This window comes from Paraburkholderia sp. GV068 (genome assembly GCF_003058125.1).
Taxonomy (GTDB): domain Bacteria; phylum Pseudomonadota; class Gammaproteobacteria; order Burkholderiales; family Burkholderiaceae; genus Paraburkholderia; species Paraburkholderia graminis.
Genome location: NZ_QBUB01000028.1, coordinates 14,530 through 38,047 on the forward strand (window position 1 = coordinate 14,530; position 23,518 = coordinate 38,047).

Consider the following 23,518-nt stretch of genomic DNA (forward strand, 5'->3'; position numbering starts at 1 on the left):
CGGGCGGCGCTGCGGCGCACCCGCGTCTTGCCATCTGAGCAAAAAGAACCGTACGCATTGGGCAGCGCGCGTGTCGAACCTTGGGTATGCTATGTGGCCTCGGGCAGCCGCCCGCGATCATGAATTTCTATTGAGAGAAGCGCATGACCCACAAACCCGCCCCTACCGAAGTTGCCATTCACGAGTTGATTGCCGGTCGCTGGAGCCCGCGCGCGTATTCGAGCGAACCGGTGAGCCGCGACAATCTGCGCGCAGTGCTCGAAGCGGCTCGCTGGGCGCCTTCGTCGTATAACGCGCAGCCCTGGCGTTTTCTGGTGTTCGACCGCAGCGCCGACGAAGTGGCGTTCAAGCAGGCGTTCGCCACGCTGGTGCCGTTCAACCAGGGCTGGAACGCGCCCGCGCCCGTGCTGATCGCCGTGACCGCGCAAACGCGCACCGCCAAGGGCGAAGTGAATCGCTGCGCGCAATATGACGCCGGCGCAGCCGCGATGGCGCTCGTGCTGCAGGCGCATGCGCTCGGCCTCGCCGCGCATCAGATGAGCGGCTTCGACCAGAACGCGTTCCGCACCGCTTTCGATCTGCCGAACGACGTCGAACCGATTGCGATGATTTCGCTTGGCCATTACGGCGAGGTCGACAAGCTCGACCCGGTTCTGCGCGAACGCGAGAAGTCGGTGCGCCAGCGTTTGCCGCTTGCGGAAATCGCCTACAGCGGCGGCTGGAAGAAGCCGTTCTGAGCTAGCTTACGTTGCTGGATACGTCGGGAAGAAACGCGCGGCGCCGACCGCGCGTTTTTTTATCGGCTGCGTAAAAGCGACTTCGTTAAGCCGCCTCGTCATCGCTCACGCTCGAAAGCGGCGTGGCCACATGCTCGAGAGACTTGCGCTCGGCATCCACGCCCCAGATCGCCGCGATCACGGCGGCCGCGAGCATCAGCGCGGAGCCGACCAGATAACCCGAGAACACCTCGCTGCGCTGATGCGTGTCGATCAGCCGTCCGAAGAAAGCCGGGCCGGCGATCCCGCCGAGCGCCGTGCCGAACGCGTAAAACACGGCGATGGCGAGCGCGCGGATCTCCAGCGGAAACGATTCGCTCACGGTGAGATAAGCCGAACTCGCCGCAGCCGACGCGAAGAAGAAAATCACCATCCACGAGGCGGTCTGCGTGACGACCGTCAGCACATGCTGCTGGAACAGGTAGCCGCTTACCGTCAGCAAAATCGCCGAAATGCCGTAGGTCGACGCAATCATCTTGCGCCGCCCGATCACGTCGAACAGCCGGCCGAGCATCAGCGGCCCGAGAAAATTGCCGAGCGCGAAGGGCAGCAGATACCAGCCGATATGGTCGCCCGGCACGCCGTAGAAGTCCGTCAGCACCAGCGCGTAGGTGAAAAAAATGGCGTTGTAGAAGAACGCCTGCGCGGTCATCAGCGAAAGGCCGACCAGCGCGCGCCGTCGATGCAGATTGAAAAGCGTGTGGAACACCTCGCGCAGCGGCGTGTGGCCGCGCGCACGCAGACGCAGGCGCGTGAGGCCGTCGGCGGCCAGCGCGTGACCTTCGCTGCGAAAACGCGTTTCGATTCCTTCGACGATCGCGCGCGCGTCGCGCTCGTGCCCGTGCGTGAGCAGCCAGCGCGGGCTTTCGGGCACCCAGATGCGCATCGGCAAGATGGTTAATGCGAGCACGGCGCCGATCAGAAAGCACGCGCGCCAGCCCCAGTCGCCCGGCAGCAGGTTCGGATCGAGCAGGATCAGCGAACCGGCGGCGCCGAGACCCGCGCCGACCCAGAACGTGCCGTTGATGGCGAGATCGATCCAGCCGCGCACGCGAGGCGGCGTGAACTCCTGAATCGTCGAATTGATCGCGGTGTATTCGCCGCCGATGCCCGCGCCCGTCAGAAAGCGGAACAGCAGGAAACTGGCGAGATTCCACGACACGGCGGTCGCCGCAGTCGCCGTCAGATAGACCGCGAGCGTGATGAAGAAGAGCTTGCGCCGGCCCAGCCGGTCCGTGAGCCAGCCGAAGCCGAGTGCGCCGAGCACCGCGCCGGCAATGTAGGCGCTGCCGGCGAGCCCCACGTCCGCGTTGGTGAAATGCAGTGACGGGCTAGACTTCAACGCGCTCGCGACCGCTCCGGCGAGCGTCACTTCGAGTCCGTCGAGAAGCCACGTCACGCCCAGCGCGACGACGATCAACGTGTGAAAGCGCCCCCACGGCAGGCGGTCGAGCCGGGACGGCAAATCCGTTTCGATGATCCCGGCGGTTTTTCGCTGGACGTCGGCGGCAGGCGGCGCGCTCATTGCTGGTGGTCTCCTGAATCGTTGAAATGCGGCGGCTCGAACTGGCCTATGCAGCAACTTCTATTCCGCGCCTCCAGTGCACCATTGGGCACCTTCGCGCTTTTGGCAAGTTGATGCTGATCCGGCTTTCGTGATACAAAGCCGCTCCTACCTGTGCGCGCCAGCCGTGAGCGGCCATTCCTGCCATGAACTATTGCGCGATTGACTTCGGTACTTCCAACTCGGCCGTAGCCGTTCCTGACGGCGCGGCGCTCAGGCTCGCAGCCGTCGAAGGCGCTTATACGACGCTGCCTACGTCGGTGTTCTTCAATACCGACGAAGACACCCGCGAGTTCGGACGCGCGGCGCTCGCGGCGTACATCGACGGTTTCGACGGGCGGCTGATGCGCTCGATGAAAAGCATCCTCGGCTCGCCGCTTGCCGACCATTCGACCGATCTCGGCGACGGCACGGCGATCAAGTACACCGATATCATCGCGATCTTCCTCGACCATCTGAAGCGCTCGGCGGAGAAAGCCACAGGCGCGCCGATCGAGCGCGCGGTGCTGGGCCGCCCGGTGTTCTTCGTCGACGACGATCCGCGCGCCGATCAGATGGCGCAAAAGCAGCTCGAAGCGGCGGCACGCGCGGTGGGCCTGCGGGACATTCACTTCCAGTATGAGCCGATCGCGGCCGCATTCGACTACGAATCGCGCCTCACGCAGGAAGGGCTCGTGCTGGTGGCCGACATCGGCGGCGGTACGTCGGACTTTTCGCTGGTGCGCGTCGGACCGGAGCGGATGAACCGCGTCGAGCGCAAGAACGACGTGCTGGCCCATCACGGCGTGCACGTCGCGGGCACGGACTTCGATCGCCGCGTCGAACTGGCGACGATTCTGCGCGAGCTCGGCTATCAGTCGCTCGACCCCGAAGGCCGCGAACTTCCGAACCGCGTCTATTTCGATCTGGCGACGTGGCACCTGATCAATACCGTTTATGCACCGAAGCGCGTCAGCGAACTGGCGCTCATGCGGCACCTGTTCACCGAAGTTAAACACCATGATCGCCTGATGCGCGTGGTGGAGCGGCGCCTCGGTCACGCTCTGGCCGCGCATGCGGAAGAGGCGAAGATCGGCGTCGCCGCGGGCGGCGAGACGGTGATCGATCTCGACGAAGTCGAAGACGATCTGCGCCTTGCATTCGACGAGGCGCAACTCATCGAAGCGGGAGAGGACGAAACGCGCCGCATCGTGGCGGCGGCGCGCGACACCGTGCAGACAGCCGGCGTGTCGATTCGCGACGTGAGCGCGATTTACTTCACGGGCGGCTCGACCGGCCTCGCGTTTCTGTCCGGCGCGTTGGCGGCGGCATTCCCCGATGCCGAAGCGGTATTCGGCGACCGTCTCGCGAGTGTCGCAACGGGACTCGGCATTCACGCGCGGCGCGTGTTCGCGTAACTGCGAACCGCCGCTTTATATTGCGAAGATAATCGCCGCGCGCGAACTCGGCGAATTGCCGGCGCAATAAAAAACCCCGCCGAGGCGGGGTTTTTTTGCGTCCAGAAGGAAGCAGCGTAGCGCTTACACCGGCTTGATGTTAGCTGCTTGCTTGCCCTTCGGGCCCGTCTTCACTTCAAACGTAACCTTTTGGTTTTCTTGCAGCGTCTTGAAGCCTTCCGTGCGGATTTCCGAGAAATGCGCGAACAGATCTTCGCCGCCGCCGTCCGGGGTGATGAAGCCAAAGCCCTTTGCGTCATTGAACCACTTGACGGTACCGGTTTCCATATTACTTGTTCCTAAAGATGGTGAATAAGGCCGAAGCCCGTTGAGTGCATGAAAATCAAGGAAGGGGGTAATGGGACCAACCGGAGTACCGTTGATGGGCGAACTACGAAAGACCAATTCACTCGCCGCTTGAAATCCTGCCCGAACGTTATACGGCGATTTCGAGAGAAGGTCAACACTCGGCCCCCAACTTTGCAAAAATTCGCGATACCGCCCCGAAAAGTTGCTTACAAAGCTTGCGGAGTCGGCGGATTTTTTGCTAGGGAGAACCCTTAGTTTCACTGCAGGCGCCGGGTGCAACCGTTAAACTACGCGCCCGCGCCGGTTGCACCATTGGGATAACCGTCGCGCATACATGCGCGTCACCCGTTTTCTCGTCATAAGCGCGATTCATGGGGTGCCGACGTGGTTCTGAAACAGGAGAAGACGTGAAAAGTTCTATACAACGGAACATCGGGCCCTTCGCACTCATGCTGACCGGCCTGGGTTCGATCATCGGCTCGGGCTGGCTGTTCGGCGCGTGGAAGGCCGCGAAAATCGCGGGCCCGGCGTCGATCTGCGCGTGGATCATCGGCGCCGTCGTGATTCTCGCGATCGCGCTGACCTACGCCGAGCTGGGCGCGATGTTCCCGGAATCGGGCGGCATGGTGCGCTACGCGCGCTATTCGCACGGCGCGCTGGTGGGCTTCATCAGCGCGTGGGCCAACTGGATCGCCATTGTTTCGGTGATTCCGATCGAGGCCGAAGCATCCATTCAATACATGAGCACGTGGCCGTATCCGTGGGCGCATGCTTTATTCGTCGATGGCTCGTTGACTACGACCGGGCTGCTACTCTCGGCGGTCCTCGTAGTTATCTATTTCCTGCTGAACTACTGGGGCGTGAAGCTGTTCGCGCGCGCCAACTCGGCCATCACGATCTTCAAGTTTCTGATTCCGGGCGCGACCATCCTCGGACTGATGCTGACGGGCTTCCACAAGGAAAACTTCGGCGAAGTGAGCACGTTTGCGCCGTATGGCTGGTCGGCGGTGCTGACGGCGGTCGCGACAAGCGGCATCGTGTTCGCATTCAACGGTTTCCAAAGCCCGATCAACCTGGCGGGTGAAGCGCGCAATCCGGCCAAAAGCGTGCCGTTCGCAGTGATCGGCTCGATCCTGCTCGCGCTCGTCATCTACGTGTTGCTGCAGGTCGCGTATATCGGCGCCGTCAGCCCGACTGACGTGATGAAGGGCTGGAGCCACTTCAATTTCGCTTCGCCGTTCGCGGAACTGGCGATCGCGCTGAACCTGAACTGGCTCGCGATTCTGCTGTACGTCGACGCCTTCGTCAGCCCGAGCGGCACCGGCACGACCTACATGGCGACCACCACGCGCATGATCTACGCGATGGAGCGCAACAACACGATGCCGAAGATTTTCGGCAGCGTGCATCCGTTCTACGGCGTGCCGCGTCCGGCGATGTGGTTCAACCTGCTGGTCTCGTTCATCTTCCTGTTCTTTTTCCGCGGATGGAGCTCCCTCGCGGCGGTGATTTCGGTTGCGACCGTAATCTCGTACCTGACCGGCCCGATCAGCCTGATGGCGCTGCGCCGCGCAGCGACGGACCTCGAGCGCCCGCTGCACATCCCCGGCATGCAGGTGATCGCGCCGTTCGCGTTCGTATGCGCGTCGCTGATCCTGTACTGGGCAAAGTGGCCGCTGACGGGCGAAATCATTCTGCTGATGGTCGTCGCGCTGCCGGTGTACTTCTACTTCCAGGCGAAGTCGGGCTTCGGCGGCTGGGGCCGCGACCTGAAGGCGGCGTGGTGGCTGGTCGCTTATTTGCCGGTGATGGCGATCCTCTCGCTCATCGGCAGCAAGGAGTTCGGCGGTCGTGGCGTTCTGCCGTACGGCTGGGACATGCTGGTCGTGATCGCGTTCTCGCTCGTCTTCTATTACTGGGGCGTGAATAGCGGCTATCGCTCGGAGTATCTGGAAGAGCGTCAGACGCACGACGAAGTGCTCGAAGGAATGGGCGCGCACTGAGGTGCCGCGCTGCGCCGGGCGGTTGATGGTCCGGCTGCATGCTAAAAAAGCCCGTCTGAGTTTTTGCTCAGGCGGGCTTTTGTTTTTGCTTTTTGCTTTTGCCGCGGACGCCGCGAGTCGTTCTTTGTCGGGTCCGGCGCTCAGGCCGTGCCGAACACGTAGTTCGTCATGGCGAGCGAGCGCTGATAGGTGCCGAGCGATTGAATTGCCAGCGAGTAATCGTCGTCGGCGGCACCGAGCGCTGCGAAGACCGGCAGCAGATGCTCGTCGGTCGGGTGCATCAGCACCGCATGCGGCGCTTTGTGGCGATAGTCCAGCAACGCGTCGATGTCGCGCGCGGCGAGCCGTGCTTCGAACCAGTCGGTGAATTCGGCGACGCGCGGGTCGGCATCTTCCGGCCGCGCGGAAAAATCGGCGGCGCGCAGATTGTGCGTGATCTGGCCCGAGCCGATCACCATCACGCCGTCGTCCCTCAACGCGCGCAGCGCGCGGCCGACCCGAAAGTGATGCGCGGCGTCGAGGCGCGGTTGGATCGACAACTGCGCGACGGGCACGTCCGCATCCGGAAACATCAGCAGCATCGGCACCCATGCGCCGTGGTCGAGCCCGTGCGGCTCTTCGCCGGCGTGCATGCCGCTGTCGCGAAGCAGCGCGGCGGCGCGTCGCGCGAGATCGGCCGCGCCGGGCGCCGGATACTGGATCTCATATAACTGGCGCGGAAACCCGTAGAAATCGTGGATGGTTTCGGGCTTGGCGGCAGTGCTCGCCACCGGCTGCGCGGTGCCCCAATGCGCGGATAGCATCAACACGGACTCGGGACGCGGCAATTGCGCGCTCAGCGTCGCAAACTCGGCGGACGGCAGCGACGGATCGATCGGCAGCGTCGGCGCGCCGTGGGAAAGAAAAAGCGAAGGCAAGCGGTTCATGGCAGCGACGCGCTGTGAGGCGCGGACGAAGTTCGGTTGCTGTCAATATAGAGCCGCACCGTCGTTTGATAAACGGGTGAAAGCGGAATTGATTGTCTTGCGGTGGTTGGTAATCTCGGCGGACGGACGACCGATTACCCCTGGTCACCGCCTCGTAATCCGGCCCACGCCGGCGATAGCGCCGGTCCCAACGCAAACAGATCCAGCACGCGGGCAACCGTGTGATCGACCATGTCGTCAATCGTCGCTGGTTGGTTGTAAAACGCAGGCAAGGGCGGAAAGATCACGCCACCCATCTCCGTCACCGCCGTCATATTGCGCAGATGCGCGAGATTGAACGGCGTTTCGCGCACCAGCAGCACGAGCCGGCGGCGCTCCTTGAGGGTGACGTCGGCGGCGCGGGTGATCAGGTTGTCGGAGAAACCATGTGCGACGCTCGCGAGCGTTTTCATCGAACACGGCGCGACGACCATGCCGTCCGTCGCAAACGAACCGGACGCGATGCTCGCGCCCATGTCGCGCACCGAATGGACGACGTCCGCGAGCGGATGCACGTCTTCCTTCGACAACTGCAATTCGTGGCGGATATTGAGCCAGCCGGCGCTCGAAATCAGCAGATGACTTTCGACGCCGCCGAGCTTGCGCAACGTCTGAAGCAAGCGGATGCCGTATATGGCGCCGGTCGCGCCGGTGATGGCGACGATCAGCCGGCGTGGCGCCGCAGCGCGTGTTTCCATGACTGGCGGCGCCTCGTAGGAACAGCTTCGGACTGAACGATCAGGCCGCGGCGAACAGTTGCTGCAATTCGCCCGATTCGTACATTTCCATCATGATGTCCGAGCCGCCGACGAATTCGCCCTTCACATAAAGCTGCGGAATGGTCGGCCAGTTCGAGAACTGCTTGATGCCCTGGCGAACTTCGTCGTCTTCGAGGACGTTGACCGTCTTGAACTCGTTGACATTGCACGCCTTCAGGATCTGGATGGCGCGGCCGGAAAAGCCGCACATCGGGAACTGGGCGCTGCCCTTCATGAAGAGCACGACGTTGTTTTCGTCGACGATTTGCTTGATGCGTTGTTGCGTATCCATGACTGACCTTGCGGTTCCGAGTATGTGTAGGGAATAGGCTGAAATGATAGCGGATTTCGCCCGCACCGGCCGACGGCCGCTTTGTCCATCCGCGCGTTGCGGCTATTGCGGCGGCTTGCGTTAGCTAGCGTGCTGACGTATCAGCATGTCAGCGTGCTCAGCCGGCAAGCCGCCCGCCGCTGATTCGCTCGATGCCCGCAAGGTCGCGCGCCGATCTGACATCCACGAAGCCTTGCCCTGTCAGAAGTTCGCGGACGGCTTCGGCCTGATCGTAGCCGTGCTCCATCCACAGAACGCCGCGCGCGGCAAGACGCGCGGGCGCGCCGGCGACGATCGCGCGGATCGCGCTGAGGCCGTCGGCTTCGTCGGTGAGCGCGCCGCGCGGCTCGTAGCGCAAGTCGCCTTGCTCCAGATGCGGGTCGCCGCTCGCGATATACGGCGGGTTGCTCACGATCACGTCAAAGCGCAGCGCCGTATCCAGCGAGCCGTACCAGTCGCTTTGCGCGAACGTCACGGCGCCGCCTGGCCGTTTCGCATCCAGCAGACGCGCGGCGTTGCGCGCCGCGACCGCGAGCGCTTCCGCCGAACGGTCGAGCGCGGTCATTTGCGCGTCCGGGCGCATCGACGCGATCGCCAGTGCAATGGCGCCCGTGCCGGTGCCGAGATCGAGCACGCGCGGGCGCGGAAGATTTTCCATCGCCGTGAGCGCCGTTTCGACCAGCAATTCGGTCTCCGGACGCGGAATCAGCACATGCGGCGTCACCTCGAACTCAAGCCCGAAGAACTCGCGGACGCCGACCAGTTGCGCAATCGGTTCGCCGGCCACGCGCCGCGCCTGCAACGCGAGATAACGCTCGACGCACTCGCTGTCGAGCGCTTCGTCCGCGCGCGTGATCAACTGCGTATGGCGCCAGCCGAGCACATGCGTGAGCAAAATGCGCGCTTCGAGCGGCGGCAGCCGCGAGGCGCGCAACAACGCCGCGGGCGTGGCCGCCTGGTCGCGATTGGGCGGCGCGTTCGCGGTCATCGGCGCTTAATCCGCGTCGCCGAGCGAAGCAAGCAGCTCCGCCTGATGTTCGCTGACGAGCGCGCTGATCAGTTCGTCGAGATCGCCGTCCATGATTGCATCGAGGCGATACAGCGTCAGATTGATCCGATGATCTGTCAGACGCCCTTGCGGGAAGTTGTAGGTGCGAATCCGCTCCGAGCGATCGCCCGAGCCGATCAGACTCTTCCGCGTCGCCGCTTCTTTCGCCTGCTGCTCGTGCGACTGCTTGTCCTTGATGCGCGCCGCGAGCACCTTCAGCGCGCGGTCCTTGTTCTTGTGCTGCGAGCGGTCGTCCTGACATTCGACGACGATGCCCGTCGGCAAGTGCGTGACGCGCACGGCCGAATCCGTCTTGTTGATGTGCTGACCGCCCGCGCCCGACGCCCGGAACGTGTCGATGCGCAGATCGGCCGGATTGATTTCGACTTCGCCGATCTCGTCGGCTTCCGGCATGACCGCCACCGTGCACGCGGACGTGTGAATGCGGCCCTGCGTTTCGGTTGCCGGCACGCGCTGCACGCGATGGCCGCCGGACTCGAACTTCAGCTTCGAATATGCGGCTTCGCCCGCGATCCGCACGATCACTTCCTTATAGCCGCCCAGATCGGATTCGCTCGCCGACATCATCTCGACCTGCCAGCGGTTGCGCTCGGCGTAGCGCAAATACATGCGCAACAGGTCGCCTGCAAAAAGCGCGGACTCGTCGCCGCCGGTGCCGGCGCGAATTTCGAGGAAGATGTTGCGGTCGTCGTTCGGATCTTTCGGCAACAGCATCTTCTGCAGTTCGCCGCCGAGCTGTTCCATGCGCTCACGCGCCGCGCGAATTTCCTCTTCGGCGAATTCGCGCATGGAGATGTCCGTCAGCAGTTCCTGCGCGGTGGCGGCGTCGTGCATGGCCTGGCGCCACAGCGCGTATTGCTCGACGACGGGCCCAAGCTCGGCGTGTTCGCGCGTGAGCTTGCGATATTGATCGAGGTTCGAGGTGATGTCCTCGCGGCTTAACAGATCGTTCAGTTCGGCCAGCCGTGTCGTCAGCTGGTCGAGCTTGCGTTGCATGCTCGTTTTCATCGGGCGGGTATCGGAGCGGGCTCCGGAAGGACAGCAACCAGGAAAATGGGCGGATGCCCGGGACAGAAGCATGTGGCGGGCCACTGCGAGGCCACCGGCGGGTGGCGCGGACGAGGCGGTGCGCGCCGCTAACGTTCCGAGGAACCGGAGTGTTTGTAGAAGCCGCCCATCAATTCGATGAGCGTGTCGCGGTTTTCACCGCTAGCGCGGTTAAGCGCGTGAGTGGGACCGTGAATCAGCTTGTTGGTCAGCGCTTGCGAAAGCGCCTCGATCACCGCGGCAGGATCGTCGCCGCGCGCGAGCATTTTCTGCGCGCGTTCGACTTCGGCCCGGCGCAGCACGTCGGCTTGCGTATGCATGTGACGGATCACCGGCACGATGCTGCGCGCCTCGAGCCACTGCATGAAGTTCTGCACGCGCGTTTCGATGATCGCTTCGGCCTGTGCAACCGCGGCCTGGCGCGACGCATTGCCTTCGCGGACGATCGCGCCGAGGTCGTCGACGGTATACAGGAACACGTCTTCCAGCTTGCCGACTTCCGGTTCGATGTCGCGCGGAACCGCCAGATCGACCATGAAGATCGGCCGATGGCGGCGCGCCTTGACCGCGCGCTCGACCGCGCCCAGGCCGATGATCGGCAACGTGGAAGCCGTGCACGACACGATGATGTCGAACTCGTGCATGCGCGTCGGCAAGTCCGACAGCGGAATGGCCCGGCCGTTGAAGCGCTCCGCGAGCCGCGTGCCGCGCTCGGCCGTGCGGTTCGCGACCACGAGTTCACGGGGCTGCTGCGCGGCGAAGTGCGTCGCGCACAGCTCGATCATTTCGCCCGCGCCGATGAACAGCACGCGCTGGTTCGACACCTTGTCGAAAATACGTTGCGCGAGCCGCACGGCAGCGGCTGCCATCGAAACCGACTGCGCGCCGATCTCAGTCGTGCTGCGCACTTCTTTTGCGACGGCGAACGTGCGCTGGAACAACTGGTTCAGATAAGTGCCGAGCGCGCCTGCTTCGGACGCGGTGCGCACGGCGTCCTTCATTTGTCCGACGATTTGCGTTTCGCCGAGCACCATCGAATCGAGGCCCGAGGCGACGCGGAACGCGTGGCGCACGGCTTCCGACTGCGGCAGCGCGTAGACGTGCGGCGCGAGTTCCTCGATGGGCAGGTTGTGATACCGCGACAGCCATTGGATCGCGGCTTCGCGCGCGGCCTGGTCGTCGGTCGCGCAATAGAGTTCGGTGCGATTGCAGGTAGAGAGAATCGCCGCTTCAGGCGCCGAGCGGGCCGTGCCGCCGAGCCAGACGCTCTTGAAGGTGTCCAGTGCAGGCTTGATCTGTTCGAGCGGAAACGCCACGCGTTCGCGCAAGGCGACAGGCGCTGTGTGGTGATTGATTCCGATCGTTAAGAGCTGCATGCTGGGGAGCTATGGTTTAGCCCCATATTATAGCGTTTTCGCGATTCTTACTCGCTGCGCCTCGCACCCGCGCCGCTTATGCCAGCCATCAGGCCGGTGCGGCAGCGCCTTCCACGGAAAATGCGTCGAGCTGATAGCCGTAGCCGTACAGCGGCGCAAGCGAATAGCCATGCTCCGGGCGCAATTCGAGCTTGGACCGCACGCGCGACGCGTGCGTGTCGACGGTGCGCGACTTTACGTCGCGGCGCCGTGCCCACACGGTTTCCATGATGTGCGCGCGCGACACGGGCCGCGACAGATTGGTGAACAGCAGCAGCGCGAAGCGGAACTCCTTCGGCGTCAGCGTGACCACGCGGTTGCGGAACGTGACGGCGAAGTTGGCGGCGTCGAACGTATAGCCGCGAATCACGTCGTGCCGTCGATTGGGCGGCCGGCGCAAGCCTGCGCGCCGCAGCAGCGCGTCGACGCGCGCGAGCGTTTCGGGGCCGCGTACCGGCTTGGCGAGACAGTCGTCGGCGCCCGCGTGCAGCACGGCGACGATCTGGCTTTCGCGCGGCTCCGTCATCATCACGATGACCGGCAGGCTCGGCAGAAGGGCTCGGGCGCGCGCGATCACATCTTCGGCGGAATGGTCGCCGGTCCAGTTTTCGGTAATCAGCAGATCGAAGAATTGGTCCGCGGCTTGCGCGAGGAACGGGGCGCTCGTGGCGAAGTGCTGACACACGTGGCCGCCGGCGAACATGAGCCGGGTGACCAACTGGGCGTGCCGCGGGTCCGGCTCGATAAGGGCGATTCGCATGCGCGCAATCCACTTGACGACGGCCAGGAACCAGGCTTTTCCGTAAGGCCTCCAGCTTGCCTAACATCACCCCGACCCCTAAACTCAACCGCTGTGCGGAAAGCGCCGTGCTGATTTTTTGAGAAGAGACAAAAATGCTAGCTGTCGTTGTGCCTCGCGCCCATGAGACAAATCCGAAACTGCGCGAGTCCATCCGCTGATGGGCTGGGCTGGAATCGTCGTACTCGGAGCCGCAATCGGCTTCGCGGGCTGGTGGTTGCATCCGCTGCGCCGCTTGAACAACGCCGGCCGCTCCGGCGGCTCGAAAGGCGCCCGCCTATGGGTGGCGCTGCTGGCCGGCGTGCTGGGCGCGATCGTCGCGCGCATGGCCGGCAATGTGATCGGTCTTTTCCATGACGGCGAGATACTGGAATGGCCTGTGTGCACGGCCGTCGCCATGATCGCCGTCGCCGTGACGGTCGGCTTGCTTTCCCGTCGATGAATACTTGCAGGTGACCTCCATGAATGCCCGACTTCCCCAAACTTCTTCCATTCCCGAACGGCTCGCCGGCTTGCGCAGCGCGATGGCGCGCGAAGGCGTCGCCGCTTACCTCGTGCCGTCCGCGGACCCGCATTTGTCCGAATATCTGCCGGGGCGTTGGCAGGGCCGCGAGTGGCTGTCCGGCTTCACCGGCTCGGCGGGCACGCTGATCGTCACCGCCGACTTCGCGGGCGTCTGGACCGACAGCCGCTACTGGGAGCAGGCCAATGCGCAACTGGCCGGCAGCGGCGTTCAGCTCATGAAGATGACCGGTGGTCAGCAGACCGCGCCGCATTTCGAGTGGCTCGCTGAAAACGTGGCGCCGGGCGGCACCGTCGGCGTGGACGGCGCCGTGCTCGGCGTGGCGGCGGCGCGGGCTTTGACTCAAGCGCTCACGGCGCGCGGCGTGAAGCTGCGCACCGACGTCGATCTGTTCGACGGCATCTGGCCGCAGCGCCCGTCGCTGCCCGATGCGGCGGTGTTCGAACACGCCGAGCCGCATGCAAGCGTCGCGCGTTCGGAAAAGCTCGCACAGGTCCGTCGCGCAATGGCGGAAAAGGGCGCGCAGTGGCACTTCATTTCCACGCTCGACGACCTGGCGTGGCTCTTCAATCTGCGCGGCGCCGACGTCAGCTTCAACCCGGTTTTCGTCGCGCACGCGTTGATCGGCGAACACGGCGCGTCGCTTTTCGTCTCCGACGGCAAGGTGCCGCCCGCGCTCGCCGAAGCGCTCGCGCGCGACGGCGTCAATGTCGAGCCCTACGCGAAAGCGGCCGATGCGCTCGCCGCGCTGCCCGCCGGCAGCACCTTGTTGATCGACCCGCGCCGCATCACGTACGGCTCGCTGCAATCGGTGCCGTCGACGGTGAAGGTGGTCGAGGCGGTCAATCCGTCCACCTTCTTCAAGTCGCGCAAGACCGAAGCCGAGGCGAAGCACGTGCGCGAGACGATGGAGCAGGACGGCGCGGCGCTCGCCGAATTCTTCGCGTGGTTCGAAAGCGCGCTCGGCCGCGAGACGATCACCGAACTCACTATCGACGAACGTCTGACGGCCGCGCGCGCGCGTCGGCCGGGTTTCGTGTCGTTGAGCTTTGCGACCATTGCGGGCTTCAACGCGAACGGCGCGATGCCGCACTATCGCGCGACTCGGGAATCGCATTCGGTGATCGAGGGCAACGGCCTGTTGCTGATCGACTCCGGCGCGCAGTATCTGAGCGGAACGACCGACATCACGCGCGTGGTGCCGATCGGCACGATCAGCGACGCACAGCGGCGCGATTTCACGATCGTGCTGAAGGGCACCATGGCGCTGTCGCGCGCGAAGTTTCCGCGCGGCATCCGCTCGCCGATGCTCGACGCCATCGCGCGCGCGCCGATCTGGGAAGCCGGTGCCGACTACGGTCACGGCACGGGCCACGGTGTCGGCTATTTCCTGAACGTTCACGAAGGCCCGCAAGTAATCGCGCACTACGCGCCGGCCGAACCGTGGACGGCGATGGAAGAAGGCATGATCACGTCGATCGAACCGGGCGTCTACCGGCCAGGCAAGTGGGGTGTGCGGATCGAGAATCTGGTGCTGAACGTGCCCGCCGGTCAGACCGAATTCGGCGACTTCCTCGAGTTCGAGACGCTCACGCTGTGCCCGATCGACACGCGCTGCCTCGACTTGTCGCTGCTGCGCGACGACGAACGCGCGTGGCTCAACAGCTATCACGAGACGGTGCGCACGCGCCTCGCGCCGCATGTTTCCGGCGACGCGAAGACGTGGCTCGAACTGCGCACGCAGCCTGTCTGAGCAGCAACCGTATAACGACGCATAACGACGTTTAACGAAGCATAGCCACGGAGAGCGCATGGCCATCAAGGCAGTGGTGTTCGATTTCGGCGGCGTGCTGATCGACTGGAATCCCGAGTACCTGTATCGGCAACTGATTCCAGACGAAGCCGAGCGCCGCTGGTTTCTGACTCACGTGTGCTCGATGGATTGGGTGGTTCGCCAGGACGGCGGCCAGCCGATCGCCGAGGCAACGGCCGAACTCATCACGCGCTTCCCCGACCACGAAGCGCTGATCCGCGCGTTTTACGAGCGCTGGCACGAAATGGTGGCCGGCGTGCTGGACGACGGCGTCGCGATCATGGAAAAGCTCGAGGCCGCCGAGGTGCCGCTCTTCGGCCTGACGAACTGGTCGGCCGAGACCTTTCCTTATGCGTGGGAAAACTACCCGGTGCTGCGGCGCTTTCGCGACATCATCGTGTCGGGGCGGGTAGGTCTGGTGAAGCCCGATCCGGCCATCTTCGCGGCCATGCTAGAGCGGATTCACGCGCAAATGCCGGCCATCGAACCGTCCGAACTCGTCTTTATCGACGACAACCCGAAGAACGCCGCAGCCGCTACGGCGCTCGGCTGGTACGGCGTGCATCACGTCAGCGCCGCGCAGACCGAAGCGAGGCTGCGCGAACTGGGGTTGCCGGTTTGACTAGACGCGCGTGGCAAACGCAGAGCGCTTGGGCGCATCCGCTTGCGCGCCGTGTTCGCCACGCGGTTTGATCCGCTCACTGCCCCAGCAAATTCTTCAACGCATTTCCCAGGCCTTTTACCGTTTCGCCCGCGCCTTTCGCCACGCCTTCCACGCTGACGCCCAGCGCTTTCGCGAAGCCGGCGGCGATGCGCGTCGTCAGCCCTTCCTGCACCGAGAATTTCGGGTCGCGTAAATTGCCGTCGAGCACGAAGTGCAGCGTGATGTCGCCGTTGTGCGCCTTCAAAGCGGCAACCGCGGCCTTCGTCGGAATGGACATGAATGTGTCGAGCGGATTGCCGGTGTCCGCAAGTTGCAACTGATGAACCGTGATCGTGCCGGGCGCGTGCAACTGATAATTGCGCACCGACGACTCGATGCTCATGTCGATCGTGCCGCTTGTCACTTGCGCCTTCGCGCCGGCTTTCTTCACGAGATACGGATCGAGCATGACGACGTCGACGCCGCGCAGTGTGCTGGTCGTCTGCGAATCCTTGCTGGCGATTTTGATCCAGCCGCTGAACGTCACCGTGCCGGTGTGCGACGGCCCTTTGATCGAGCCTCTGACATTGACGTTGGTCGGCTCCGTGAGCGCGGGCAGACGAATGTTGTCGACGGTCGCGTTCGCGTCGCTCACCGTCACCTTGTAAGCGGGCGAGCCGACCGTCATGTCGTAGAAATGAAAGCGGCCCTGCTCGAAACTGATGTGATCGACCTGCTTGTCGCGCGGCATCGAACTCGCTGATGCGGCACCTGCGTCGTCGTTAGTGCTGTTGACCGATTGACGCAGATTCGGCAGCAGACGGATCGTGCCGTTTTGCGTGCGCAGCACCGCCATGTCGAAACCGCGCACCGTCACGCTGCGGATATGCATGCGGTGCTGGAGTAGATCGCGGATGTCCGGCGTCAGGATGATCTCGTCCGCTCTCAACGGATCGCCGGCGGGCCAGCCAGGCGGCGGCTTCAACAGAACGTTGCTGAGATGCACGGAGGTCAAGCCGACGTCGATGCTTTGCGCGCTGCCAAGCGGACCGAGCGCCGCGACCACGCGCGCTTTCACTTCGCGCTGCGCGTATTGCAGCAGGCCGAATGCAATAACGACGAGCACGACCAGCACGCTGCTCGCGGCAGCGATCCAGCGTTGGCTCTTCGACATTGCCATGCTTGTTCCCTCGTCACCGCAACGGTTTTGTTCCCGATAACGCGCGCCAGCCAATACAAGTCGCGCGGACGACATATAGCACGCGCAACGGAGCAATGCGTGTGCCGTGTCGCATGTCGCCGATGTCTGGCGTAGGTGAAGGGTATCGAAGGAGGGTAGGGAGTTGCTGCGAAGAACGGCTGAGCGTACGGCGCACGCTGACCGTTTGCAAAGCTGAGGGGATAACTGCGCCCGAACGCGGCCCACTCGTCTTCCGACGAGCAGACCGCTTTTCGCGCAGCTTCTGACGCGGTGAACCTTTAACGCCGTGTACCTTTAACGCCGCGTGAACCTTAACGCGTGATCGGCTTATACCGCAGACGCTTCGGACGCGCCGCTTCTTCACCCAGGCGTGCGCGCTTGTCCGCTTCATACTCCTGGTAATTACCGTCGAAGAACGTGATTTGCGAATCGCCTTCGAACGCGAGAATGTGCGTCGCGATCCGGTCGAGGAACCAGCGGTCGTGCGAAATCACCATCACCGAGCCGGCGAATTCGAGCAATGCGTCTTCGAGCGCGCGCAGCGTTTCGACGTCGAGATCGTTCGACGGTTCATCGAGCAGCAGCACATTGCCGCCCGCAATCAACGTCTTCGCGAGATGCAGACGGCCGCGCTCGCCGCCCGACAGATTGCCGACCGTCTTCTGCTGATCGCCGCCCTTGAAGTTGAAGCGGCCAATGTAGGCACGCGACGGCGTCTCGTACTTGCCGACCGTCAGCACATCGGCGCCGCCGGAAATCTCTTCGAACACAGTCTTCGTCGAATCGAGCGCGTCGCGGCTCTGGTCGACGTAAGCGAGCTTCACCGTCGGCCCCATGACGATCTCGCCCGAATCCGGTTGTTCGCGGCCAGTCAGCATGCGAAACAGCGTGGACTTACCCGCGCCGTTCGGACCGATGATGCCGACAATCGCGCCCGCCGGCACCTTGAAGCTCACGTTGTCGAGCAGCAGACGGTCGCCATACGACTTGCTGACGTTCTTGAACTCGATCACTTCATTGCCGAGGCGGTCGCCGACCGGAATGAAGATTTCCTGCGTTTCATTGCGCTTCTGATAGTCCTGGCTGTTCAGTTCCTCGAAGCGCGCAATACGCGCCTTCGACTTCGCCTGACGGCCCTTCGGATTCTGGCGCACCCATTCCAGTTCTTTCTTGATCGCCTTCTGACGCGCGGATTCCGACGCTTCTTCCTGCTTCAGGCGCTCTTCCTTCTGATCGAGCCAACTGCTGTAGTTGCCCTTCCACGGAATGCCGTGGCCGCGGTCGAGTTCGAGAATCCACTCGGCCGCGTTATCGAGGAAGTAGCGATCGTGCGTGACCGCGACGACGGTGCCCGGAAAGCGCGTGAGGAACTGTTCGAGCCAATCGACCGATTCCGCGTCGAGGTGGTTGGTCGGCTCGTCGAGCAGCAGCATGTCGGGCTTTTCGAGCAGCAGCTTGCACAGCGCGACGCGGCGCTTTTCGCCGCCCGACAGATGTTCGATTTTCGCGTCCCAGGCCGGCAGACGCAGCGCGTCGGCGGCGATCTCGATCTGCTGTTCGGCGCTGCCGCCGTCGGTGGTCGCGAGAATCGCTTCGTACTTCGCCTGCTCGGCGGCGAGCGCGTCGAAGTCCGCGTCCGGTTCCGCGTAGGCCGCGTAAATTTCATCGAGCTTCTTCTGCGCGTTGAACACGTCGCCGAGACCTTCTTCGACGGTTTCGCGCACCGTCTTGTTCGGATCGAGCTGCGGCTCCTGCGGCAGATAGCCGATGTTCAGATTCGGCATCGGCGTCGCTTCGCCTTCGATGTCCTTGTCCACACCGGCCATGATGCGGATCAGCGTCGACTTGCCCGAGCCGTTCAGGCCGAGCAGGCCGATCTTCGCGCCGGGGAAAAACGACAGCGAGATGTCTTTCAGGATTTGACGCTTGGGCGGCACGATCTTGCCAACCCGGTTCATGGTGAAGACGTATTGGGCCATTTGCTTGTGTGCTTGATAGACGTTGACGACGCCGGCCGCGTTCGGGCGGGCAGCCGTGGGTGGATCGGTAATCGGTGTGTGCCGGGGCGGCGTCGAACACGCTGTCAGCGCAACGACGCGAGCACGCCGGGTGCAAATCGCATTGTACTTCGGCAGGGGAGTGCGGGCGGTAGCGCGGCTTGCGGCTTGTGTCAGTTCGCGCGCAGCGGCGGTGAAATCACAGCCAGCTTGCTACGCCGCCGTGCCGCGAGCAGGTGCCGCTGTGGTGCCGGCTGAAGCTGTAGGTGCCGTCGCGGCAGCGGGCGGTCGCGCCGTCGGGCGCCTTGCCTGAGAGTGAGCGGGCCGGCGCGTGTACCGTGTTGCCGTCGCGATTCGTGTAGGTGTTGTGATTGCTGAGGTCGGCTTCGTCGGGCGTTGTGCCTGGCGCGACGTACGCGAATGCCGGCGAGATGCTCAACGATAGCGTCAGCAACAGCGCAACCGATGCGCCACGGGCGGTTCTAAGACCAATACCTTGCATGGCGTTAGAGATCGTTCTTGTAGTTGTGAGTATTGTTATGAGGCGCTCAACTTAGTTCACCCGCCGGCCACTCGTCGAATCGAAGAAATGCAGATGACGCGCGGGCAACGCGACCTGCAATGCCTCGCCAGCCGCGGGCCGATGCGCGTGCGGCAAACGCACGGTCACGTCATGCTTGCCCCATCGTCCGTGCGCGAGATTGTCGGCACCGAGCAACTCGCATGAATCGACGGTGAGCGTTGCGTGCGGCGCATCCGCTTGCCCCGGACTCATGTGCTCCGGACGAATACCTAGCGTGTATTCGCGCCCCTTGGCGACTTCGCCGCCAATCGACGCCACGCCCGTGAGCGGCAGTTGCGGCCCGTTGCCGGCGATGTCGAACGTGGAGCCGTCGTCGGACACACGGCCTTGCAGCAGATTCATTCCCGGCGACCCGATGAAGCCCGCGACGAACACCGTCGCCGGCCGTTCGTAAACTTCGGTCGGTGCGCCGATCTGCTCGGCGTGGCCCTTGTTCATCACGATCACGCGTTGCGCGAGCGTCATCGCTTCGATCTGATCGTGCGTGACGTACAGGCTCGTCGTAGAGAGCCGCGCATGCAGACGCTGAATCTCGAGCCGCATTTGCACGCGCAGACGCGCGTCGAGATTCGACAACGGTTCGTCGAAGAGAAACACGGCCGGTTCTCGCACGATCGCGCGGCCCATTGCCACGCGCTGACGCTGCCCGCCCGACAGTTCGCGCGGCTTGCGCTGCAACAGCGCTTCCAGTTCGAGAATCTGCGCGGCGGCGTTCACGCGCTGCGCGATCTGCGCCCGCTCGACGCCCGCGATCTTCAGCGCATAGCCCATGTTTTCGGCCACGCTCATATGCGGATAGAGCGCGTAGTTCTGAAACACCATCGCGATGTTGCGGTCCTTCGGCTCCAGTTCGTTCACCACTTTGCCGGCGATCGAAATGCTGCCCTCGGAGATGCGCTCGAGTCCTGCGACCATCCGCAGCAACGTCGATTTGCCGCAACCGGACGGCCCGACCATGACGACGAATTCGCCGTCGTTCACATCGACGTCGATGCCGTGCAACACGAACTGTTTGCCGTCGTAGGTTTTTTTAACGCCTTGCAGTGTCAATGCAGCCATGCGGTTTTAGCCCTTCGTTTGCGTGTCTTTTGTCATTCGTGCGTGCTTGCCTCGTGCGCGGTTTGCGCCGCGCGGATCATTTCTCGGCATCCACGAGACCGCGCACGAACCAGCGCTGCATGGTCAGCACGACGGCGAGCGGCGGCAGCATCGCGAGCAGCGTGGCCGTCATCACGAGATGCCATTCGGTGGCCGTGTCGCCCGAAGCAATCATGCTCTTGATACCGACGACGGCGGTTGTCAGCGACTGCTGGCTCGTGATCAGAATCGGCCACAAATACTGGTTCCAGCCGTAAATAAACGTGATGACGAAGAGCGCCGCCATGTTCGTTTTCGACAGCGGCAACACGACGTCCCAGAAGAAACGCATCGCACCCGCGCCGTCGATGCGCGCCGCTTCCATCAACTCGTCGGGCAGCGTCATGAAGAACTGGCGAAACAGGAACGTGGCCGTTGCGGACGCAATCAGCGGCAACGTCAAACCGCTATACGTATTGCTCAGATTCATCGACGACACGACTTGCACGGTCGGGAAGATACGCACTTCGACCGGCAGCATCAGCGTGATGAAGATGAGCCAGAACGACAGGTTGCGAAACGGAAAGCGGAAGAACACGATCGCATACGCGGAGATCATCGACACGGCGATCTTGCCGATCGAAATGGCGAGCGCCATCACGAGGCTGTTGAACAGCATGCGGCCGAACGGCGCTGCCGCGTTGCCGCTGCCGTGCGCCCACACGGTCGCGATGTTGTCGAACAGATGCGAGCTCGGCACCAGCGACAGCGGCACGGTGAAGATCTGCTGTTCGTTCATGGTCGCCGCGCAGAACGCGACGTACACCGGAAACACGACCAGCACGACGCCGAGTATCAGCACCGCGTGGCAAAAGAGGTCGAAACCGCGGCGGTTCTCGATCATGAGTATTGAACCCTGCGTTCGATGAAGCGGAATTGCACGACCGTCAACGCGACGACGATCACCATCAGCACGACGGATTGCGCGCCCGAGCTGCCGATGTCGAGTCCCTGGAAACCTTCGGCGAAAATCTTGTAGATCAGCGTGCGCGTCGATTGAGCGGGGCCGCCGCCCGTCGCTGCATCGATCACCGGAAAGGTGTCGAAGAACGCGTAGGTGATGTTGATGACGAGCAGGAAGAAGCTCGTCGGCGACAGCAGCGGCAGGGCGATGCCGAAGAAGCGCCGCACGGGACCGGCGCCGTCGATGGCGGCGGCTTCGATCAGCGAGCGCGGAATCGCCTGCAAGCCCGCGTAGAAAAACAGGAAGTTATAGCTGACCTGCTTCCACACCGACGCAAGCACGACAAGAAACATCGCTTGTCCCGCGTTCAAAGCGTGATTCCACACAATGCCTTGCTTCGCGAGCGCGAACGTCACGAGGCCGATGCTCGGGTTGAACAGAAACGACCACAGCACGGCGGCGATGGCCGGCGCGACCGCATACGGCCAGATGAGCAGCGTCTGATACGCCTTTGCGCCGCGCGTCACGCGGTCCGCGCAGACCGCGAGCAGCAGCGAAATCACGAGGCCCGATACGGTGACGAGCGCGCAGAAAATAATCGTCGTGTTGAACGACGACAGATACAGCGGATCGGCGAAGAGCTGCTTGAAATTCGCGAGCCCGACGAATTCGCTCGACGTGCCGAACGCGTCCTGACTTTGCGTGGATTGCCACAGCGCTTCGCCGGCGGGCCACAGAAAGAAGAGCGCCGTGATCGCGAGTTGCGGCGCGACGAGCAGATAGGGCAGCAGGCTGGTGCCGAAGCGGGAGCGCTTTTCCATCGAGGAATCTCAAGAGTTTTGCTGCAAGCGGGTTCCGGCGCGAGTGCGCCGGAACCGACGATGCCGACGCGGGAATTAACTGCCCGCTTTCTCGAAACGCCGCAGCAGTTCGTCGCCGCGCGAGACCGCCGAGTCGAGCGCCTGTTGCGGCGTCTTCTTTTCACCCCACACCTGCTCGAGCTCTTCGTCGATGATCGTGCGGATCTGCGGCATATTGCCAAGGCGCAAGCCCTTCGTGTACGGCAGCGGCGGCTTGTTGAGCATCTGCTTGATCGCCGTATCGCTGCCGGGGTTCTTCTCGTAGAAGCCCTGTTGCTGCGTCAACTGATACGCGGCGGTCGTGACCGGCAAATAGCCGGTGTCCTGATGCCACTTCGCGGCGACTTCGGGCGAGCTCAGATACGACAGGAATTTCGCCACGCCTTTGTAGACGGCCGGGTCCTTGCCCGCCAGCACCCACAAGCTCGCTCCGCCGATAATCGCGTTCTGCGGCGCGCCCTTCACGTTCGCGTCGTAAGGCATCATGCCGGTGCCGAAGTTGAACTTCGCGTACTTCTTGATCGTGGCAAGCGAGCCCGACGAGTTCGTGATGATGCCGCAGTCGCCGCTATAGAACTTCGAGATCGGTTCGTCCTTGCGGCCAACGTACGTGAACGTGCCGTCTTTCTGCATGCTCTGCAGGAACCGGATGTGCGCGACCTGCAGCGGCTTGTTGAATTCGAGTTGCGCATCGGCGCCGTCAAAACCGTTGTTCTTTGATGCGAACGGCGCGCCGTGCCACGCGCTGTAGTTCTCCAACTGAATCCAGCTTTGCCAGCCCGACGAATAGCCGCACGCCATGCCCGACGCTTTCAGCTTCTGCGCGTCGGCCTGGAGCTCGGCCCAGGTTTTCGGCGGCTGGTTCGGATCGAGACCGGCTTTCTTGAACGCGTCCTTGTTGTAATAGAGGACGGGCGTCGAGCTATTGAAGGGCATCGAAATCAGATGGCCCGTTTTCGCGTCGCTGTAATAGCTTGCGATGGTCGGCACAAACGCCTTTTCGTCGAGCGGCACGCCGGCTTGCTTGAACACGTCCGAGACGGGCACGACGGCTTTCTTAGCCTGCATCATCGTCGCGGTGCCGACTTCGTACACTTGCAGGATGGACGGCGCGTTGCCGCTGCGATAAGCGGCGATGCCGGCCGCGAGCGTCTGGTCGTAAGTGCCCTTGAACACCGGCACGATCTTGTAGTCCGACTGCGACGCGTTGAACGCGTTGGCGATGTCGTTCAGACGTTCGCCCAACGCGGCTTCCATGGCGTGCCAGAACTGGATTTCAGTGGCGGCCTGGGCCGTCTGGCTCATGCCGACGGTGCCCACACTCAGTACAGCGGCGACGGAAAGCGAACGGAACAGCGGCTTGAAACTCATCGATTTGTCTCCTC

General features: G+C 63.3%; 22 protein-coding genes. 6 read left to right on the forward strand and 16 right to left on the reverse strand.

The genetic code is table 11. From position 1 onward, the window contains the following. The first annotated feature begins 143 nt into the window (after nt 1-143). Nucleotides 144-737, forward strand: a complete 594-nt coding sequence (locus C8K18_RS31885) for a nitroreductase family protein (RefSeq protein ID WP_006052312.1) — start codon at nt 144-146, stop codon at nt 735-737. Nucleotides 738-822: 85 nt separating this feature from the next. Here the strand turns inward: C8K18_RS31885 and C8K18_RS31890 are convergent, their stop codons facing one another. Then, nucleotides 823-2,301, reverse strand: a complete 1,479-nt coding sequence (locus tag C8K18_RS31890; protein WP_006052313.1) for an MFS transporter — start codon at nt 2,299-2,301, stop codon at nt 823-825. 185 nt (nt 2,302-2,486) lie between these two features. On the opposite strand from C8K18_RS31890, the gene C8K18_RS31895 reads away from it, so the two are divergent. Continuing rightward, nucleotides 2,487-3,737 (forward strand): Hsp70 family protein, encoded by a 1,251-nt coding sequence (locus tag C8K18_RS31895; protein ID WP_107710952.1) that lies wholly within the window; start codon nt 2,487-2,489, stop codon nt 3,735-3,737. Between the two features lie 123 nt (nt 3,738-3,860). On the opposite strand, the gene C8K18_RS31900 is transcribed toward C8K18_RS31895, so the two are convergent. Beyond that, nucleotides 3,861-4,064: a cold-shock protein gene (locus tag C8K18_RS31900; protein ID WP_007180251.1), complete on the reverse strand. Its 204-nt coding sequence runs from the start codon at nt 4,062-4,064 to the stop codon at nt 3,861-3,863. A gap of 428 nt (nt 4,065-4,492) precedes the next feature. Here C8K18_RS31900 and C8K18_RS31905 point away from each other — a divergent pair, with 428 nt between their 5' ends. Next, nucleotides 4,493-6,088, forward strand: a complete 1,596-nt coding sequence (locus C8K18_RS31905) for an APC family permease (protein ID WP_006052754.1) — start codon at nt 4,493-4,495, stop codon at nt 6,086-6,088. Nucleotides 6,089-6,228: 140 nt separating this feature from the next. Here the strand turns inward: C8K18_RS31905 and C8K18_RS31910 are convergent, their stop codons facing one another. From C8K18_RS31910 to C8K18_RS31940, 7 genes are all read right to left on the reverse strand, one after another. Beyond that, nucleotides 6,229-7,014 carry a class III extradiol ring-cleavage dioxygenase gene (locus C8K18_RS31910; RefSeq protein WP_029971295.1) on the reverse strand — a complete coding sequence of 262 codons (786 nt, stop codon included), beginning with the start codon at nt 7,012-7,014 and terminating at the stop codon, nt 6,229-6,231. A 134-nt stretch (nt 7,015-7,148) separates the two neighbouring features. Beyond that, the gene (locus C8K18_RS31915) at nt 7,149-7,751 is read right to left on the reverse strand and encodes a UbiX family flavin prenyltransferase (protein WP_107710953.1); all 603 of its coding nucleotides are present in this window, start codon (nt 7,749-7,751) and stop codon (nt 7,149-7,151) included. A 40-nt stretch (nt 7,752-7,791) separates the two neighbouring features. Beyond that, nucleotides 7,792-8,103: a Grx4 family monothiol glutaredoxin gene (gene grxD, locus C8K18_RS31920; RefSeq protein ID WP_006052757.1), complete on the reverse strand. Its 312-nt coding sequence runs from the start codon at nt 8,101-8,103 to the stop codon at nt 7,792-7,794. A gap of 157 nt (nt 8,104-8,260) precedes the next feature. Further along, nucleotides 8,261-9,130, reverse strand: a complete 870-nt coding sequence (prmC, locus tag C8K18_RS31925) for a peptide chain release factor N(5)-glutamine methyltransferase (protein ID WP_107710954.1) — start codon at nt 9,128-9,130, stop codon at nt 8,261-8,263. Nucleotides 9,131-9,136: 6 nt separating this feature from the next. After that, the gene (prfA, locus tag C8K18_RS31930) at nt 9,137-10,219 is read right to left on the reverse strand and encodes a peptide chain release factor 1 (protein WP_006052759.1); all 1,083 of its coding nucleotides are present in this window, start codon (nt 10,217-10,219) and stop codon (nt 9,137-9,139) included. A 128-nt stretch (nt 10,220-10,347) separates the two neighbouring features. Further along, nucleotides 10,348-11,634, reverse strand: a complete 1,287-nt coding sequence (hemA, locus tag C8K18_RS31935; protein ID WP_006052760.1) for a glutamyl-tRNA reductase — start codon at nt 11,632-11,634, stop codon at nt 10,348-10,350. An 88-nt stretch (nt 11,635-11,722) separates the two neighbouring features. Further along, nucleotides 11,723-12,433, reverse strand: a complete 711-nt coding sequence (locus C8K18_RS31940; protein WP_107710955.1) for a response regulator transcription factor — start codon at nt 12,431-12,433, stop codon at nt 11,723-11,725. 199 nt (nt 12,434-12,632) lie between these two features. Between C8K18_RS31940 and C8K18_RS31945 the strand changes: the two genes are divergently transcribed. From C8K18_RS31945 to C8K18_RS31955, 3 genes are read left to right on the forward strand one after another with little or no spacing between them, the layout of a single operon-like run. Further along, nucleotides 12,633-12,914, forward strand: coding sequence for a hypothetical protein (locus tag C8K18_RS31945; RefSeq protein ID WP_107710956.1), 282 nt, complete (start codon nt 12,633-12,635; stop codon nt 12,912-12,914). Between the two features lie 19 nt (nt 12,915-12,933). After that, nucleotides 12,934-14,748 carry an aminopeptidase P family protein gene (locus C8K18_RS31950; RefSeq protein ID WP_107710957.1) on the forward strand — a complete coding sequence of 605 codons (1,815 nt, stop codon included), beginning with the start codon at nt 12,934-12,936 and terminating at the stop codon, nt 14,746-14,748. Between the two features lie 58 nt (nt 14,749-14,806). Continuing rightward, entirely contained in the window at nt 14,807-15,430 is a 624-nt protein-coding gene (locus tag C8K18_RS31955) for an HAD family hydrolase (protein ID WP_107710958.1), read from the forward strand. Nucleotides 15,431-15,506: 76 nt separating this feature from the next. On the opposite strand, the gene C8K18_RS31960 is transcribed toward C8K18_RS31955, so the two are convergent. From C8K18_RS31960 to ugpB, 7 genes are all read right to left on the reverse strand, one after another. Next, entirely contained in the window at nt 15,507-16,631 is a 1,125-nt protein-coding gene (locus C8K18_RS31960; protein WP_029971301.1) for a DUF748 domain-containing protein, read from the reverse strand. A gap of 332 nt (nt 16,632-16,963) precedes the next feature. Next, nucleotides 16,964-18,631: an energy-dependent translational throttle protein EttA gene (ettA, locus tag C8K18_RS31965; RefSeq protein WP_006052766.1), complete on the reverse strand. Its 1,668-nt coding sequence runs from the start codon at nt 18,629-18,631 to the stop codon at nt 16,964-16,966. 217 nt (nt 18,632-18,848) lie between these two features. Further along, complete coding sequence (locus C8K18_RS31970; protein ID WP_006052767.1) at nt 18,849-19,151, reverse strand: DUF3761 domain-containing protein; 303 nt, start codon at nt 19,149-19,151, stop codon at nt 18,849-18,851. A gap of 51 nt (nt 19,152-19,202) precedes the next feature. Next, nucleotides 19,203-20,291, reverse strand: coding sequence for a sn-glycerol-3-phosphate import ATP-binding protein UgpC (locus tag C8K18_RS31975; protein ID WP_107710959.1), 1,089 nt, complete (start codon nt 20,289-20,291; stop codon nt 19,203-19,205). 76 nt (nt 20,292-20,367) lie between these two features. After that, complete coding sequence (ugpE, locus tag C8K18_RS31980) at nt 20,368-21,213, reverse strand: sn-glycerol-3-phosphate ABC transporter permease UgpE (RefSeq protein WP_029971302.1); 846 nt, start codon at nt 21,211-21,213, stop codon at nt 20,368-20,370. Then, nucleotides 21,210-22,094 (reverse strand): sn-glycerol-3-phosphate ABC transporter permease UgpA, encoded by an 885-nt coding sequence (gene ugpA, locus C8K18_RS31985; RefSeq protein ID WP_006052770.1) that lies wholly within the window; start codon nt 22,092-22,094, stop codon nt 21,210-21,212. Before ugpA ends, ugpE begins: the two co-directional genes overlap by 4 nt. A 75-nt stretch (nt 22,095-22,169) precedes the next feature. Further along, entirely contained in the window at nt 22,170-23,504 is a 1,335-nt protein-coding gene (gene ugpB / locus C8K18_RS31990) for a sn-glycerol-3-phosphate ABC transporter substrate-binding protein UgpB (protein ID WP_006052771.1), read from the reverse strand. Nucleotides 23,505-23,518: the final 14 nt, after the last annotated feature.

Coding starts and splice junctions, on each gene's coding strand:
- C8K18_RS31895 (WP_107710952.1), top strand. CDS start 2,487: ATGAACTATTGCGCGATTGACTTCGGTACTTCCAACTCGGCCGTAGCC.
- C8K18_RS31955 (WP_107710958.1), top strand. CDS start 14,807: ATGGCCATCAAGGCAGTGGTGTTCGATTTCGGCGGCGTGCTGATCGAC.
- C8K18_RS31970 (WP_006052767.1), bottom strand. CDS start 19,151: ATGCAAGGTATTGGTCTTAGAACCGCCCGTGGCGCATCGGTTGCGCTG.
- hemA (WP_006052760.1), bottom strand. CDS start 11,634: ATGCAGCTCTTAACGATCGGAATCAATCACCACACAGCGCCTGTCGCC.
- C8K18_RS31900 (WP_007180251.1), bottom strand. CDS start 4,064: ATGGAAACCGGTACCGTCAAGTGGTTCAATGACGCAAAGGGCTTTGGC.
- ugpA (WP_006052770.1), bottom strand. CDS start 22,094: ATGGAAAAGCGCTCCCGCTTCGGCACCAGCCTGCTGCCCTATCTGCTC.
- C8K18_RS31885 (WP_006052312.1), top strand. CDS start 144: ATGACCCACAAACCCGCCCCTACCGAAGTTGCCATTCACGAGTTGATT.
- ettA (WP_006052766.1), bottom strand. CDS start 18,631: ATGGCCCAATACGTCTTCACCATGAACCGGGTTGGCAAGATCGTGCCG.
- prmC (WP_107710954.1), bottom strand. CDS start 9,130: ATGACCGCGAACGCGCCGCCCAATCGCGACCAGGCGGCCACGCCCGCG.
- C8K18_RS31940 (WP_107710955.1), bottom strand. CDS start 12,433: ATGCGAATCGCCCTTATCGAGCCGGACCCGCGGCACGCCCAGTTGGTC.
- prfA (WP_006052759.1), bottom strand. CDS start 10,219: ATGAAAACGAGCATGCAACGCAAGCTCGACCAGCTGACGACACGGCTG.
- grxD (WP_006052757.1), bottom strand. CDS start 8,103: ATGGATACGCAACAACGCATCAAGCAAATCGTCGACGAAAACAACGTC.
- ugpB (WP_006052771.1), bottom strand. CDS start 23,504: ATGAGTTTCAAGCCGCTGTTCCGTTCGCTTTCCGTCGCCGCTGTACTG.
- ugpE (WP_029971302.1), bottom strand. CDS start 21,213: ATGATCGAGAACCGCCGCGGTTTCGACCTCTTTTGCCACGCGGTGCTG.
- C8K18_RS31950 (WP_107710957.1), top strand. CDS start 12,934: ATGAATGCCCGACTTCCCCAAACTTCTTCCATTCCCGAACGGCTCGCC.
- C8K18_RS31910 (WP_029971295.1), bottom strand. CDS start 7,014: ATGAACCGCTTGCCTTCGCTTTTTCTTTCCCACGGCGCGCCGACGCTG.
- C8K18_RS31960 (WP_029971301.1), bottom strand. CDS start 16,631: ATGGCAATGTCGAAGAGCCAACGCTGGATCGCTGCCGCGAGCAGCGTG.
- C8K18_RS31945 (WP_107710956.1), top strand. CDS start 12,633: ATGGGCTGGGCTGGAATCGTCGTACTCGGAGCCGCAATCGGCTTCGCG.
- C8K18_RS31890 (WP_006052313.1), bottom strand. CDS start 2,301: ATGAGCGCGCCGCCTGCCGCCGACGTCCAGCGAAAAACCGCCGGGATC.
- C8K18_RS31975 (WP_107710959.1), bottom strand. CDS start 20,291: ATGGCTGCATTGACACTGCAAGGCGTTAAAAAAACCTACGACGGCAAA.
- C8K18_RS31915 (WP_107710953.1), bottom strand. CDS start 7,751: ATGGAAACACGCGCTGCGGCGCCACGCCGGCTGATCGTCGCCATCACC.